General features: G+C 60.9%; 16 protein-coding genes. 9 read left to right on the top strand and 7 right to left on the bottom strand.

Annotated features, from left to right (window positions below):
• The first annotated feature begins 20 nt into the window (after nt 1-20).
• Complete coding sequence (locus JMV15_RS05415; RefSeq protein WP_019817441.1) at nt 21-854, top strand: EamA family transporter; 834 nt, start codon at nt 21-23, stop codon at nt 852-854.
• 29 nt (nt 855-883) lie between these two features.
• Complete coding sequence (locus tag JMV15_RS05410) at nt 884-1270, top strand: MAPEG family protein (RefSeq protein WP_014720286.1); 387 nt, start codon at nt 884-886, stop codon at nt 1268-1270.
• A gap of 208 nt (nt 1271-1478) precedes the next feature.
• Here JMV15_RS05410 and mltA read toward each other — a convergent pair whose 3' ends face one another.
• Entirely contained in the window at nt 1479-2672 is a 1194-nt protein-coding gene (gene mltA, locus JMV15_RS05405; protein WP_019817442.1) for a murein transglycosylase A, read from the bottom strand.
• 129 nt (nt 2673-2801) lie between these two features.
• Here mltA and JMV15_RS05400 point away from each other — a divergent pair, with 129 nt between their 5' ends.
• A complete protein-coding gene (locus JMV15_RS05400; RefSeq protein WP_019817443.1) occupies nt 2802-3251 on the top strand; it encodes a c-type cytochrome in 450 nt (149 codons plus the stop codon).
• Nucleotides 3252-3257: 6 nt separating this feature from the next.
• Here JMV15_RS05400 and JMV15_RS05395 read toward each other — a convergent pair whose 3' ends face one another.
• From JMV15_RS05395 to JMV15_RS05375, 5 genes are all read right to left on the bottom strand, one after another.
• Nucleotides 3258-3653 (bottom strand): DUF1090 domain-containing protein, encoded by a 396-nt coding sequence (locus JMV15_RS05395; RefSeq protein WP_014720283.1) that lies wholly within the window; start codon nt 3651-3653, stop codon nt 3258-3260.
• A gap of 38 nt (nt 3654-3691) precedes the next feature.
• On the bottom strand, nt 3692-5356 hold the full coding sequence (gene ligB, locus JMV15_RS05390) for an NAD-dependent DNA ligase LigB (RefSeq protein WP_038451802.1): 1665 nt from the start codon (nt 5354-5356) through the stop codon (nt 3692-3694).
• A 95-nt stretch (nt 5357-5451) separates the two neighbouring features.
• The gene (locus JMV15_RS05385; RefSeq protein WP_014720281.1) at nt 5452-5802 is read right to left on the bottom strand and encodes a DUF1090 family protein; all 351 of its coding nucleotides are present in this window, start codon (nt 5800-5802) and stop codon (nt 5452-5454) included.
• Between the two features lie 212 nt (nt 5803-6014).
• Nucleotides 6015-7205, bottom strand: a complete 1191-nt coding sequence (gene metK, locus JMV15_RS05380; protein ID WP_003194964.1) for a methionine adenosyltransferase — start codon at nt 7203-7205, stop codon at nt 6015-6017.
• A gap of 19 nt (nt 7206-7224) precedes the next feature.
• Entirely contained in the window at nt 7225-8220 is a 996-nt protein-coding gene (locus JMV15_RS05375; protein ID WP_003194962.1) for an ArsR/SmtB family transcription factor, read from the bottom strand.
• Between the two features lie 260 nt (nt 8221-8480).
• Here JMV15_RS05375 and tkt point away from each other — a divergent pair, with 260 nt between their 5' ends.
• The 6 genes from tkt (at nt 8481) to fba (ending at nt 14695) form a co-directional block, all read left to right on the top strand.
• Entirely contained in the window at nt 8481-10478 is a 1998-nt protein-coding gene (tkt, locus tag JMV15_RS05370) for a transketolase (protein WP_019817446.1), read from the top strand.
• 138 nt (nt 10479-10616) lie between these two features.
• Entirely contained in the window at nt 10617-11672 is a 1056-nt protein-coding gene (epd, locus tag JMV15_RS05365) for an erythrose-4-phosphate dehydrogenase (protein WP_201491311.1), read from the top strand.
• Nucleotides 11673-11689: 17 nt separating this feature from the next.
• Nucleotides 11690-12853: a phosphoglycerate kinase gene (locus JMV15_RS05360; protein ID WP_003194956.1), complete on the top strand. Its 1164-nt coding sequence runs from the start codon at nt 11690-11692 to the stop codon at nt 12851-12853.
• A 31-nt stretch (nt 12854-12884) separates the two neighbouring features.
• Entirely contained in the window at nt 12885-13112 is a 228-nt protein-coding gene (locus JMV15_RS05355; RefSeq protein ID WP_003194953.1) for a hypothetical protein, read from the top strand.
• 61 nt (nt 13113-13173) lie between these two features.
• Nucleotides 13174-13506 (top strand): MliC family protein, encoded by a 333-nt coding sequence (locus JMV15_RS05350; protein WP_069868815.1) that lies wholly within the window; start codon nt 13174-13176, stop codon nt 13504-13506.
• A 124-nt stretch (nt 13507-13630) separates the two neighbouring features.
• Nucleotides 13631-14695 carry a class II fructose-bisphosphate aldolase gene (fba, locus tag JMV15_RS05345; protein WP_003177554.1) on the top strand — a complete coding sequence of 355 codons (1065 nt, stop codon included), beginning with the start codon at nt 13631-13633 and terminating at the stop codon, nt 14693-14695.
• A 59-nt stretch (nt 14696-14754) separates the two neighbouring features.
• Here the strand turns inward: fba and JMV15_RS05340 are convergent, their stop codons facing one another.
• The gene (locus tag JMV15_RS05340) at nt 14755-15048 is read right to left on the bottom strand and encodes a hypothetical protein (protein WP_038451799.1); all 294 of its coding nucleotides are present in this window, start codon (nt 15046-15048) and stop codon (nt 14755-14757) included.
• Between the last annotated feature and the right edge of the window lie 456 nt (nt 15049-15504).

The raw sequence follows: 15504 nt of genomic DNA, 5'->3' as shown, positions 1-15504 counted from the left end.
TATCAATTAAGGAGGTTCTGGTGGTAGCGACAGCCCTGGTGCTGGTAGCGGCGCTGTTGCATGCGACGTGGAACACCTTGATCAAGTTCAGTGGCGAGCGCCTTTTAGTCATCGCTTGCATGGACAGTGTGGCGCTGCTGTTCGTGGTATTGGCGGTGGGGTTCGTGTCTTTGCCGCCGCTGGAACTCTGGCCGTGGCTCGTTGCCTCGGCGCTGTTTGAATTGCTCTATCGCTATTTGTTGATCCAGGCCTATCGGGTGGGTGACCTGGGCCTGGTATATCCGTTGATGCGCGGTTTGTCGCCGCTGGTGGTGCTGGTGCTGACCCTGGTGTTTGCCGGCGAAGTGCTGAGTAACCAGCAAATCCTGGGGATTCTGCTGATTCCGTTCGGTATGGTGTGCCTGTTGTGGCAGGGCGGCGGCGGTGACCGGTTGCCCTGGTCGATGCTACCCGTGGTGTTGCTGATCGGCCTGTGCATTGGCTGTTACACCTTTTTGGACGGGCAGGCGTTGCGGCGCTGGTCGCACCCGCTGGATTACCTGGTGTGGTTGACGCTGATCAGCGCCTGGCCGTTTCCGCTGCTGGCGCTGGTGCGCAAGCGTGCAGCCTTCAGCCTGTTCTGGCGCACCCAGTGGCGGTTGGGGTTGAGCGTGGGGTTATGCGTGTTGTTGAGCTACGCTTTGGTACTTTGGGCCATGCAGTTGGGCTCGATTGCCGAAGCCGCCGCGCTGCGCGAAGTCAGTGTGATTCTGGTGGTGCTGTTCGGTATGCGTTACTTGAAAGAACCTTTTGGCCGTCCACGGCTCATAGCCTGTGGGTTGGTGTTGATTGGCATGTTGGTGATGAAACTCTAACCGTCGGATAAAACTAAAAGGAATCGGTGATGACAGTCGCTTTATGGTGTGTGTTGATCGCAATCTTTCTGCCGTACATCTGCACCGGTGTGGCCAAGTTCAGTACAGGCAAGTTCGGGCCACGGGATAACCACGACCCGCGTGCCTTCCTCGAGAGCCTGGAAGGCGTCGCCAAGCGTGCTCATAGCGCGCAACTCAACAGTTTCGAAGTGACCCCGGCGTTTGCCGCCGCAGTCATCATTGCGCACCTGGCCGGCAACGCCGAACTGGTGACGATCAACGTGCTGGCAGTGCTGTTTATCACCAGCCGCCTGCTGTACATCATTTGCTACCTGGCGGACTGGGCGATCTTGCGTTCGCTGGTGTGGGCCGTGGGTATGGCGTTGATTGCGAGTTTCTTCTTCGTCTCGATCTGAGGGATGACGCCGTCGCTATGCGGGAGGGAGCAAGCCCTGCTGTTGATCAATTAAATGTGGGAGCTGGCTTGCCTGCGAAAGCGGTCGTGCAGTAACAGATGCAGTGACTGACACGCCGCCTTCGCGGGCAAGCCCGCTCCCACAGGGGATTTGCGATAACTGGCTGGGATCAGGGCAAGCCCCCACCCACATTGACTATCAGAGGTTGTCAGGTGCCGGCAGGCGCATCCGGCACCTGTGGCAACGCCACGCCTTTGGGCCACAGCATCCAGATCTGCCCTTGCTGTTTCATATTTCCCGCCAACTCGCCTGCGGCATTGCCTGTGCCCCAGAACAGATCTGCGCGCACTTCGCCGGTGATTGCGCCGCCGGTGTCCTGCGCGGCGACCGGGCGTGCCAGTGGCGTGCCGTCCGGCTTGGTGGTCGACAACCACAACAGGCTGCCCAGCGGAATCACCTTGCGATCCACCGCCACGCTGTAGCCGGCGGTCAATGGCACGTTCAGCGAACCGCGCGGGCCTTCGTTACTGTCGGGGCGGGCGCTGAAGAATACGTAGCTGGGGTTGCTCGCCAACAGTTCTGGAATGCGCTGCGGGTGGGCCTTGGCCCAGGCGCTGATGGCGGCCATGGTCACGTCTTCTTTTTTCAGTTCGCCTTGTTCCACCAGCCAACGGCCTATGGGGCGGTACGGGTAGCCGTTCTGGTCGCCGTAACCCACACGCAGTTGGCGCCCACCGGCCAGTTGAATACGCCCCGAGCCCTGGATCTGCAGGAATTGCAGGTCCATCGGGTCGGTCAGCCAGGCGATCGGCTTGGCGGTGGAGCCTTGGCTGTTGAGGGTGCTGGCGTCGTCATACGGCTTGAGCACACGACCTTCCAGGCGCCCGCGCAGGCGCTTGCCCTTGAGTTCCGGGTAGATGCTGTCGAGGTTGACGATGATCAGGTCGTCCGGCACGCCGTATACCGGCACGTGGGCGGTGGCGGTCTTGGTCAGGCTGCCGGGGTAGACCGGCTCGTAATAACCTGTGATCAAGCCGTTTGGCGTGTTGTCCGCCGAACGCAGGCCGAAGACATCCAGGTGTTCCTTGAGAAAGCCACGAACCGCCACGGCATCGCCCGGAACGCTGGTCGCTGTCGCGCAGGTCGGGCCCCAGATCGGGTCGGCCTTGAGGCGCTGGCAGGCGCTGCGCCAGGATTCGAAGCCGGCGAGCAAGTCGCTGTCGGAAACGCTCGGCAAGGCTTCCCACGGTGCGCTCACGTAGGTGGCAACGGCGTGAGGTTTGGTGGGTTCCTGGGCAGCTTCTTTGCCGGCGTCTTTACCGGCATCGCAGCCGGCCAGTAGCGCGAACATTGGCAGAGCCCACGCCAGGCGCCGGCCCCAGGGTTTGAAGGTGACATTCATGCAAGCAATTCCTGAAACGATTGCCCGTGCTTCACTGCATTCGGGCAACCCTTATTATTAATAGGGCTATTGGTCTTTGCGGGCGGTGCGAGGATACTGGCCGCCGTTTCCCGTGACCTTGAAGCCATGATGATGTTAAAAAAATTGACCGTTGTATTGCTGGCCTGCCTGGCAGTGTCTGCCTGTGGCGGTGTTGATCCCAATTCCCCCCTGGGCCAGCGCAAGGCGATCTTCAAGCAGATGCTCAAGACTGGTGAAGACCTGGGCGGGATGCTGCGCGGGCGTATCCCATTTGACGGCGCCAAGTTCGCCGAGGGTGCGGTCAAACTGGATGCGTTGTCCCATGAGCCGTGGAAGCATTTCCCGAGCGTGCGCGAAGAAGACCACACCAGTGCCAAAGATGATGTGTGGCAAAAACAGGCGCAGTTCCAACAATTGGCCCGCGATCTTGAGGCGGCCACCGGTGAATTGGTGATCGCCAGCCAAGTGCAGCCCTACAAGGCCAGCAGCCTGCAACCTGCGGTGCAAAAAGTTGAAGATGCCTGCAGCGCCTGCCATAAACAGTTCCGCGATCATTGACCGGTTTTACTGGTCAAGTTCTTCCACCGCGTCTTGCAGCTCTTTGCGCGAGTCGGCCAGCTTCTCCTTACGTTTGTTGATCTTGTCCGGGTCGCCTTTTTTCATAGCCTTGTCGAGGTCGGCCTGACGGCGGCTGACTTCGTGCTTGGCGTCGAGCACTTTGTTTTCACGTTCTTTCTTCAAGCCGGCATCGGTGCAGTGGGTAGTGACTTCGTCCAAGGCTTTTTCCAAACCGGCCTGCTGGGCGCGGTTACCGTGGGCCTTGGCCTGTTCGATCTGGCTGCTGATGGCCTGGCGCTTGGCGGCGCAGCCGGTGAGGGGTTGTACGTCTTCGGCGGCCAACAGTGGCGTGGCCATGAAGCTTGCGACGGTCAGCAAGGCAAAGGGGGCGAGAAATTTCATATAAAGCTCCAAGTTCGCAATCAGGTGGCCGGGGGTGTTCAAAACCCATCTATCCCGGCTACGCGTAATGTTTCAGCCAAGGCTTGTACCTGCGGGTCGCGAAAAAAAGCGCTGAGTTGCGCCGCGCGTCCCGGGCCAATGCCGTCTGAGGCCAGCCAGGCTTGGGGGTCTTTGGCGACCAGCGTCTGCCAGTTACCTTCCAGGTTGTTGCGCGCCGCTGGCGGTATGCCCAAGGCGCGGAGCCATTGTAAAAAAGGGCGTTGCCGGGCGCTTTGAATACTGTCGAGCACCCGCGCACGGGTCCGCTCGCCTAAGCCCTCAATGGTAGCAAGCTCGGCCGCATCCAGGGTCAACCAATCGAGAAAGCCTGCGATTAGACCGGCCTGAATCAATACGTTCCAGGTTTCACGGCCCATATGGGGTAAGGCCAGGCCGTGTTTGCCGCTCAGCCAGGTGAGGCGGGCGAGCAACTGATCTTCGCAGCCGGGGTCCAGTTGCCAGCAGCTCAAAGCGTGGAAGTCTTGAGGGTCGGGTACCTGCAGGTCCACGCGCGTCTCGTTGCGCAGGATCACCTCGTCCAGTCGCGGTATCACCTGGCCCGCCAGGCTGATCGACACATGATCGCCGGGGCGGATATCCAGGGCTTGCCAGCGTTTCAGGGAGCTGGCACTGACCCGGCTGATCTGCCGATCATCCAGCCGCACGGGTTCCAGTTCGAGGATTGGAGTAATGCGCCCGGTGCGCCCCACCCTGAAGTGGACATTGCGTACCAGGGCCAGGGCCTTGATGGCAGGGTACTTCCAGGCAACCGACCAATACGGCGCACTGGCTTGCCAGCGCTCGGCGGGCGCTCGCGCAGCCTGGTGCAGCACCACGCCATCGCTGGCGAAAGGCAATGCCGCGTTGTACCAGTGCGTGCGCCAATGCGCAGCTTCGCTAATGGAAGCGACGGGTTGGCTGTACTGCTGGCTGTCGCTAAACCCCCAGCGCGCCAGGGTGGCCAGGCGTTCGGTGAAGTCCTTCGGGCCGTCGGGCCATGCCCAGACGAACAGGCCGATCCCTGCCGCCTCGGCGTCGCTCAACTGGCGACGGTTCATCAGGCCAGCCACTTTACTGCGTGCATTGAGCCCGCCCTTGAGCGCTTGCACATGGTGGTTGAGGCGCCAATAGAGTTCGCCTTGCAGCACCACGTCAACGGCGTCGGGCAACTGTTGGACAATGCCGGGGATCTTGGCGGCGGAGGCTGACCAGTCGTGCCCCAGCAGGCCGTCGCCCCGACTGATGAGCTGGTGCAAGCGGCCTTGGCGATACACCAGGGTCACCGCGACGCCATCGACCTTGGGTTGGACCCATACATCCCGGCGTGTGCTAAGCCAGTCACTGACGGCAGGCTCGCCCGGCAGCTTTTGCAGGCCGGTGTGCGCGACCGGGTGACGTAGGGTGCCGCGCGCACTGGCTAGCGGGTTATCAGCCTTGGGGGGCTGCTGGCGGGCGCATTCTTGCCAATGCGCGAGGCGCTTGCGGGCCTGGTCGTAGAGTTCATCGCTGATCAGGGATTGGCCCTGCCGATGGTAGCTGTCGTCCCACTGCTGGATTTGCCTGGACAGGGTTTCCAACTGCAAGTGAACGTTATCCGGACAGGCTTCGGCCCAGGCCCAGGCTGGCAGGGCGCTTATGAGAGCAGCCAGTAATACGTGCATCATGAGCATCCTTGCTCGAAAAGGGCGCCCAGCCTAAGTGATCCACGCGCCCACAAAAAAGCCCCGACCGAGCGGGGCTTTTTACCGGGTATTTCTGTTTACTTGAACAGGCCGCCCAAGGCCTTCACAGCGTCGTTGTTTTCAGCCTTGGCCTGCTGTTTTTGCTGCTTGGCGTCGACTTTTGCCTGGCTGTCGGCGAGTTTGTTGCAAGCTTTGTTGACCTGCTCCAGCGCAGCCTCATATGCCCGCACTTTCAACAGATCGTTCTTGGCATTGGCCGCGTCGATCTTGGCTTGCAGGTCTTTGGGTTGCTGCTGGCAGTCGCCGGCGTTGCCGCCACCGAGCTGGGCACTCAGGGCGCCGCTCAGCGCGTTCAGGTCAGCGGCCTGGGCCGACAGGGTGAACAGGCTGAGCAGAAGGGCGGCAGGGGCGAGCGTGGAAATGCGCATGAAAACCTCAATGTTCGATTGCCTGCGCGCTTATCCATCCCGGGCGGGCGCAGTGCAATATCCAAATAAGGTGAAGGGCCCGAGAGGGCGCGGATTCTAGTGGGCCATCATTTTGCCTGCAAGCCTTGGATCCAAAAAAGCCCGAAGAGGCCCTGCAGGCAACAAAAAGCCCCGCCAGGCAGACCTGGCGGGGCTCTATTTACCGCGAACGATTACAGGCCGGCGGCGGTACGCAGGTCGTTGGCGCGGTCGGTTTTTTCCCAGGTGAAGGTACTGAAGGTGTCATCACCCACAGTCTTCTGCGCCGGGGTGCGGCCGAAGTGGCCGTAGGCTGCGGTTTCCTGGTACATCGGGTGCAGCAGGTCGAGCATGGTGGTGATCGCGTAAGGGCGCAGGTCGAAGATCTCACGCACCAGTTTGACGATCTTGTCATCGCTGATCTTGCCGGTGCCGAAGGTGTTCAGCGAGATCGACGTAGGCTGGGCGACGCCAATGGCGTAGGAAACCTGGATTTCGCAGCGCTCGGCCAGGCCGGCAGCCACGATGTTCTTGGCCACATAACGACCGGCGTAAGCCGCAGAGCGGTCAACCTTGGACGGGTCCTTGCCGGAGAATGCACCACCGCCGTGACGGGCCATGCCGCCGTAGCTGTCGACGATGATCTTGCGGCCGGTCAGGCCGCAGTCGCCCACGGGGCCACCGATGATGAACTGGCCGGTCGGGTTGATGTGGAACTGGGTATCCTTGGTCAGCAGTTCGGCAGGCAGTACGTGCTTGACGATCAGTTCCATCACGCCTTCACGCAGGTCGGCGTAGGACACATCCGGGTTGTGCTGGGTCGACAGTACGACGGCGTCGATGCCCACCACTTTGCCGCCTTCGTAGCGGCAGGTCACCTGGGACTTGGCGTCCGGGCGCAGCCATGGCAGTACGCCGGATTTGCGCGCCTCGGCCTGGCGTTGTACCAGCTGGTGCGAGAAGGTGATCGGCGCGGGCATCAGTACGTCGGTTTCGTTGCTGGCGTAGCCGAACATCAGGCCCTGGTCGCCGGCGCCCTGGTCTTCAGGTTTGGCCCGGTCAACGCCCTGGTTGATGTCTGGGGACTGCTTGCCGATGATGTTCATCACGCCGCAGGTTGCGCCGTCAAAGCCGACGTCGGAGCTGTTGTAGCCAATGTCGGTGATCACGTCACGCACGATCTGCTCCAGGTCGACCCAGGCAGTGGTGGTAACTTCGCCGGCGATGATCGCCACGCCCGTTTTCACCAGCGTCTCGCACGCCACACGGGCGAACTTGTCTTCAGCGATGATAGCGTCCAGCACCGCATCAGAAATCTGGTCGGCGATTTTGTCCGGATGCCCTTCAGACACGGACTCGGAGGTGAAAAGGGAGTATTCGCTCATCTCGATGTTTTCCTGATATTTACCGATGGTGAGTGTCGCCAGCCGGTCGCTGAAAATGGCGGACCTGAATCTGGAAACCATTACGTAAACCTACATAGAGGCTTTCCCCGGGAACGAGTCCCGCAGCGGTGGCCCAACGGGCCAGATCGTCCTGTTCAAAACCCAGCCAGAGATCACCGCAGGCCTCCTTGGCCCAATTCTGGTTGTGGCTGCATAAATCCGTAACCAGCAGGCTACCGCCGGGGTGCAGCAACCCGGCCATTTGCTTGAGAGCTTCTGCCGGGGCGGCGAAATGGTGCAAGACCATGTTCAGCACCACGCAATCGGCTCGCAGGCCGGTGTCACTCAGGGCGTCGGCCAACTGCAGGCGCACATTGCCCAAGGCTTCGCGCTCACAGAGTTGGCGCGCCAGTTCAAGCATCGCCGGGCTGTTATCCAGCGCGGTGACCTGCTCGAAGCGACGCGCCAGTTCGGGCAGGAAACCGCCGTCGCCAGGGCCGACTTCCAAGGCCGTGGCCTCTTCACTGAAGCTCAGCTTGTCCAGCAGCGCCAGTACGCTTTCGCGGTACTGGGCCAAGCCGGCGATCAGATCCTGCTGGGCGCGAAACTTGTCGGCCACCCGTGAGAAAAAATCCTGGCTGGCGGCGGCGCGTTGTCCGTGCACCTGGCCGATGCGCGATTGCACATCGCCGGGCAGGCACAAGTTATCCACTTCGTCGAGCAGGGCAGCGTGCAATTTTCCGCCAAGCAGTTCGGTATGGGGCAGGGCACGCCGGTAGAAAATCGCATTGCCTTCGCGACGGGTAGCCACCAGGTCGGCCTGGGCCAGCACCTTCAAATGGTGGCTCATGCCGGACTGGCCGATGGCGAAGATCTGCGCCAGCTCCAGTACCCCGAAAGAATCGTTGGCCAGTGCGCGCAGTACGTTCAAGCGCAACGGATCGCCAGCGGCCTTGCACAAGGCAGCCAGTTCATCGCCGTCGTCAGGACGCAGGGAGGGCACGGGTAGGTTCATAAGGCCAGCAGTCTAGTGACGGGTGTAGATCCCCGCAAGGCCAATATCAAAAAGTTTTGATATTGATCGATAAGTGGCGGTTATAAGCCATCGCTATAACCTTTAGACGAACCGGTTAAAGGTTTCTGCAAGGGATTGATGCCCAAAGCACAGGAAAAACGCCCACAAGTAACTATCTTTCATTGCCCGCAGGCGGTGGCTGAGGGAAAATGCCGGTCCTTTTTTCCGTTTCTTTATAAGCAAACTCCAGGAGATCAGCGATGCCCAGCCGTCGTGAGCGTGCCAACGCCATTCGTGCCCTCAGCATGGATGCCGTGCAAAAAGCCAACAGCGGCCATCCCGGTGCCCCGATGGGCATGGCGGATATCGCCGAGGTACTTTGGCGTGACTACCTGAAACACAACCCGAGCAACCCGTCGTTCGCCGACCGTGACCGCTTCGTGCTGTCCAACGGCCACGGCTCGATGCTGATTTATTCGCTGCTGCACCTGACCGGCTACGACGTCACCATTGACGACCTCAAGAGCTTCCGCCAGCTGCACAGCCGTACCCCGGGCCACCCGGAGTTCGGCTACACCCCAGGCGTGGAAACCACCACCGGCCCCCTGGGCCAAGGCCTGGCCAATGCGGTTGGTTTCGCCCTGGCGGAAAAAGTCCTGGGCGCGCAGTTCAACCGCCCTGGCCACGACATCGTTGACCACCACACCTACGTGTTCCTGGGTGATGGCTGCATGATGGAAGGCATTTCCCACGAAGTCGCCTCCCTGGCCGGTACCCTGGGCCTGGGCAAGCTGATTGCCTTCTACGATGACAACGGCATCTCCATCGACGGCGAAGTCGAAGGCTGGTTCACTGACGACACGCCTAAGCGTTTCGAAGCCTACAACTGGCAGGTGATCCGCAATGTCGACGGCCACGATCCGGAAGAGATCAAGACCGCTATCGACACCGCTCGCAAGAGCGCGCAGCCAACCCTGATCTGCTGCAAGACCACCATCGGTTTCGGCTCGCCGAACAAGCAGGGTAAAGAAGACTGCCACGGCGCCCCGCTGGGTGACGCGGAAATCGCCCTGACCCGCGAAGCACTGAAGTGGAACCACGGCCCGTTCGAAATCCCGGCCGATATCTACGCCGAATGGGATGCCAAGGAAAAAGGCCTGGCGGCTGAATCCGAGTGGGACCAGCGTTTCGCTGCGTACTCCGCCGAATTCCCGGAATTGGCCAACGAGCTGGTGCGCCGCCTGGCCGGTGACCTGCCTGCCGACTTCTCGGAAAAGGCCTCGGCCTACATCGCTGAAGTCGCGGCCAAGGGCGAGACCATCGCCAGCCGTAAAGCCAGCCAGAACACCCTGAACGCCTTTGGCCCGTTGCTGCCTGAGTTCCTCGGCGGTTCGGCTGACCTGGCCGGTTCCAACTTGACCCTGTGGAAGGGGTGCAAAGGTGTCTCTGCCGAAGACGCCAGCGGCAACTACATGTACTACGGCGTGCGCGAGTTCGGCATGAGCGCCATCATGAACGGCGTGTCCCTGCACGGCGGCCTGGTGCCTTACGGCGCGACCTTCCTGATGTTCATGGAATACGCACGTAACGCCGTACGTATGGCGGCGCTGATGAAGAAGCGCGTGATCCACGTCTACACCCACGACTCCATCGGCCTGGGCGAAGACGGCCCGACGCACCAGCCGGTCGAGCAACTGACCAGCCTGCGCACTACGCCGAACCTCGATTGCTGGCGCCCAGCCGATGCGGTGGAATCCGCTGTGGCCTGGAAGCACGCCATCGAGCGCAAGGATGGCCCTTCGGCGCTGATCTTCTCGCGTCAGAACCTGCAGCACCAGGTGCGTACCGACGCGCAGATCGCCGACATCAGCCGTGGCGGTTATGTGCTCAAGGACTGCATCGGCGAGCCGGAGCTGATCCTGATCTCCACCGGTTCCGAAGTGGGCCTGACCGTTCAGGCGTACGACAAGCTGACCGAGCAAGGCCGCAACGTGCGCGTTGTGTCCATGCCCTGCACCAGCGTGTTCGAAGCCCAAGACGCCGGTTACAAGCAATCGGTATTGCCGTTGCAGGTCAGTGCGCGTATCGCCATCGAAGCGGCTCACGCCGACTACTGGTACAAGTACGTGGGCCTGGAAGGCCGTGTGATCGGCATGACCACCTACGGTGAGTCGGCGCCGGCGCCAGCCTTGTTCGAAGAGTTCGGTTTCACCCTGGAAAACATCCTGGGTCAGGCTGAAGAGTTGCTGGAAGACTAAGTCAGTCTGCGTTGTCTGTATTGGCGCCATCGCGGGCAAGCCCGCTCCCACATTTGGATCGCGGTCCACTGTGGGAGCGGGCTTGCCCGCGATGGCGCCAGTACATTCATCACTGAACTAACCTTGATCGAGAACCCCATGCCCCAATCGCGTCCCTACAAAGTTGCACTCAACGGCTACGGCCGCATTGGTCGTTGCGTCTTGCGTGCTCTGTTCGAGCGAGGGGCGGCGGCCGGGTTTGAAATTGTTGCGATCAACGATCTGGCCGACATGGCCAGCATCGAATACCTGACACGCTTTGACTCCACCCACGGCCGTTTCCCTGGCGAAGTGCGGGTTGAAGGCGATTGTCTGCATATCAATGGCAACTGCGTGCAAGTGTTGCGCAGTGCCACCCCCGAAGGCATCGACTGGAAAGCACTGGGCGTCGACCTAGTGCTGGAATGCTCCGGTGTTTATCACACCCGTGCCGATGGCCAGCGTTTTCTCGACGCCGGCGCACCGCGTGTGCTGTTTTCCCAGCCGATGGCCAGCGAGGCGGATGTCGACGCCACCATCGTCTACGGCATCAACCAGGACTGCCTGACCGGCGATGAGCTGCTGGTGTCCAACGCGTCGTGTACCACCAACTGCAGCGTGCCGTTGCTGCGCCTGCTGGACCAGGCGATCGGCCTGGATTACGTGTCGATCACCACGATTCACTCAGCGATGAACGACCAGCCGGTCATCGACGCCTATCACCACGAAGACCTGCGGCGCACGCGTTCGGCGTTCCAGTCAGTGATTCCGGTGTCTACCGGCCTGGCGCGTGGCATCGAGCGACTGCTGCCGGAACTTGCCGGGCGAATCCAGGCCAAAGCCGTACGGGTGCCGACGGTGAATGTGTCTTGCCTGGATATCACCATGCAAACCGTCAGTGACACTGACGCGGCCGAAGTCAACCGGATCCTGCGCGACGCCGCCACCAGCGGCCCGCTCAAAGGTCTGTTGGCCTACACCGAGCTGCCCCACGCCAGTTGCGATTTCAATCATGACCCGCATTCGGCGATTGTCGATGCCAGCCAGACCCGCGTTTCCGGCCCTAGGCTTGTGAACATTCTGGCCTGGTTCGACAACGAATGGGGCTTTGCCAACCGCATGCTGGATGTTGCCGAACACTATCTGCACATCGCTTCTAAACAACCTCAACAGTAATTCAGGAACTGCGACCCATGACCGTGTTGAAGATGACCGACCTCGATCTGCAAGGTAAGCGCGTACTGATCCGCGAAGACCTCAACGTCCCCGTCAAGGACGGTGTTGTCACCAGCGATGCGCGAATCCTGGCCTCGCTGCCGACCATCAAGCTGGCCCTGGAAAAAGGCGCGGCCGTGATGGTCTGCTCCCACCTGGGTCGCCCGACCGAAGGTGAGTTCTCTGCCGAAAACAGCCTCAAGCCGGTCGCCGAGTACCTGAGCAAGGCCCTGGGCCGTGACGTGCCATTGGTCGCAGACTACCTGGGCGGCGTGGACGTGAAAGCCGGCGATATCGTGCTGTTCGAAAACGTGCGCTTCAACAAGGGCGAGAAAAAGAACAGCGACGAACTGGCCCAGCAATACGCCGCCCTGTGCGACGTGTTTGTGATGGACGCGTTCGGCACCGCCCACCGCGCCGAAGGTTCGACCCACGGCGTGGCCAAGTTCGCCAAGGTCGCCGCGGCGGGCCCGTTGTTGGCTGCCGAGCTGGATGCGCTGGGCAAGGCCCTGGGCGCTCCGGCCCAACCGATGGCGGCCATTGTTGCCGGCTCCAAGGTATCCACCAAGCTGGACGTGCTCAACAGCCTGAGCCAGATCTGCAACCAACTGATCGTCGGCGGCGGCATTGCCAACACCTTCCTGGCCGCTGCCGGCCACCCGGTGGGCAAGTCCCTGTACGAGCCAGACCTGCTCGACACCGCCCGCGCCATTGCTGCAAAGGTCAGCGTGCCGTTGCCGGTGGACGTGGTGGTTGCGAAGGAATTCGCGGAAAGCGCCGCGGCGACCGTCAAGCTCATCGCTGACGTGGCCGACGACGACATGATCCTGGACATCGGCCCGCAAACGGCAGCCAACTTCGCCGAGCTGCTCAAGGCATCCCAGACTATCCTGTGGAATGGCCCGGTGGGCGTATTCGAGTTCGACCAATTCGGCAACGGCACCAAAGTGCTGGCTAAGGCGATCGCTGAAAGCTCGGCGTTCTCCATCGCTGGCGGTGGCGATACCCTGGCGGCAATCGATAAATATGGTGTGGCTGATCAGATCTCCTACATTTCTACCGGTGGTGGCGCTTTCCTCGAGTTCGTCGAGGGCAAGGTGTTGCCAGCTGTGGAAGTGCTGGAAACCCGAGCCAAAGGTTAAGGCTCGCGTGATCAGGAAAAGGAGCGTTCCCATGATCAAGTCGTTGGCACTGGTGATCGCAGCGGGCCTGTTGGCCGGCTGCGGCAGCACACCCAGCGCGGCGCCGGAGGCGGATAACGCCAAGGCACCGTTGAGAAAAAGCTGTTACCAGGCTGACTGGCAAGCCGAGACCATGCCGGTGATCAACAAGCGCATCGGCAACGAACGGCTGGAGAAATACGACTCCGCGCCCAACGGTCAGGAACAGGGTTGCCCATGACGGGTCTGATCCACTAACCGACAGCAACGGCGGCCCATAGGCCTCCCTGCGAGGATTGGCAATGAAAGGCGTTTTCGCCCTGGCAGCTCTGGCCCTGTTGGCCGGCTGCAGCAGCATGAACCTGTTCAACAAGGCAGAGCCAGCCGACAAATGGACCACCTGGACCTGCGACAGCAAGGCCGAGGTCAACTGGCGCTTTGCCAACAAGGCCCGTTCCGAAGTGGATGTACGCCTCGGCGGTTCGGACCAGGTTTATCGGCTCAAGCAAGAGGTAGCCGCCTCCGGCGTGCTGTACAGCGACGGCCAGTTGGCGTTTCACACCAAAGGTGAGGAAGGCCTGGTTTACTGGGTAGCGACGGATGATTTGATTGGGCGCGGCTGCAAAGCCAACTGAACCCAACAGCAATAACGATTCAGCAGCACAAGGCTCAACCCCTTGATCTGCAATAACTTGAATAGCAGCCGCCGCTACGGCAGGCTTGCACGATTAACGACCCTCGACCGGGAGAGACAACACAATGGCACTTATCAGCATGCGTCAAATGCTGGACCACGCAGCCGAGTTCGGCTACGGCGTCCCAGCCTTTAACGTCAACAACCTTGAGCAGATGCGCGCCATCATGGAAGCCGCTGACAAGACCGACTCCCCAGTGATCGTCCAGGCTTCGGCCGGTGCGCGCAAATACGCTGGCGCCCCGTTCCTGCGTCACCTGATCCTTGCTGCCATCGAAGAATTCCCGCACATCCCGGTGTGCATGCACCAGGACCACGGTACCAGCCCTGACGTGTGCCAGCGCTCGATCCAACTGGGCTTCAGCTCGGTGATGATGGACGGCTCCCTCGGTGAAGACGGCAAAACCCCAACCGACTACGAGTACAACGTACGCGTGACCCAACAAACCGTGGCCATGGCCCACGCCTGCGGCGTTTCGGTTGAAGGCGAGCTGGGCTGCCTGGGTTCGCTTGAAACCGGCATGGCCGGCGAGGAAGACGGCATCGGCGCCGAAGGCGTGCTGGATCACAGCCAGATGCTGACCGACCCGGAAGAAGCGGCCGACTTCGTCAAGAAGACCCAGGTCGACGCCCTCGCCATCGCCATCGGCACCAGCCACGGCGCCTACAAGTTCACCAAGCCGCCTACCGGCGACGTGCTGGCCATCGACCGCATCAAGGAAATCCACAAGCGCATCCCCAACACCCACCTGGTGATGCACGGTTCTTCCTCGGTACCGCAAGAGTGGCTGGCGATCATCAACCAGTATGGCGGCGACATCAAAGAAACCTACGGCGTACCGGTTGAAGAAATCGTCGAAGGCATCAAGTACGGCGTGCGCAAGGTCAACATCGACACCGACCTGCGCCTGGCCTCCACCGGTGCGATGCGTCGCCTGATGGCCACCAACCCGAGCGAGTTCGACCCGCGTAAATTCTTCGGCGCCACCGTGACGGCGATGCGTGATGTGTGTATCGCACGTTATGAAGCGTTTGGTACGGCGGGTAATGCTTCTAAGATCAAGCCGATCTCACTGGAAGCGATGTACCAGCGGTATTTGAAAGGTGAGTTGAACGCTAAGGTGAACTGAGCCTCAAGTGTTAATAAAAAGCCCGCAGCGATGCGGGCTTTTTTATGGACACCATTTAATCAACTTGCAGATGAAGCGCCGAAACCACGGTGTTCAATGACCCGAAACACATCACTCACGTCCTGCACCAGAATGCGTGCGGTATTGGCCATGTTGTTCAGGTCGCGCTCGGCAAAATCCGGCAGGCTGGAGCAAGCCATCAGGTTCAGGTGTTCCAGAGCGGCGTTGAGGCGTTCGCGCAGGCAGGCGTGGAGGTCGAGCAGTGGGGCTTCGCTGTCGATCAGCAGCACGGGGTAGTCGGTGGCGGTTTCTGTGCAAGGAGTGAAGCGACGAAGTGGTAGTTGCTGGGTCATGGTGAACCCTTAACTCGAGAGAAGAATGACCACCGTTTGCTGCGAAACAAGTTGGGTGGCAGCTGTACGCGGGTTCGCAGACCGAGGAGTTAAGACCCGGCAGACCCGAAGGTCTCCCACGCACAGCCGCCATAACAAAGACGACCTTCGGCAAGGGTACCGGGGTTGTTTTGACGGGTGCGGTTTTAACTCTGTAGGGCTGCGAAACCCTATCGCCGATCAATGCCAGCGACGGGGCGAACTATAAGCGGCGATGTGGCTGGCCGCAACGGTGCTGTAGGACTCACACCGGACCTTGAAGTCGATGCATGGTCAATGTGGGAGCCGGGCTTGCCCGCGATGGCGGTGTGTCAGGCGCCTAGGATAGTGGCTGATGTGCCGCCATCGCGGGCAAGCCCGGCTCCCACAGGGGGCGGCGGTGTGTTTAAAGCTTTGGATTTATCTGGGAAAAATCCG

Source organism: Pseudomonas paracarnis, assembly GCF_904063055.1.
Lineage (GTDB): Bacteria > Pseudomonadota > Gammaproteobacteria > Pseudomonadales > Pseudomonadaceae > Aquipseudomonas > Aquipseudomonas paracarnis.
Note: the sequence above shows the minus strand (reverse complement) of the source record. Positions and strands in the feature narration are given on the sequence as shown.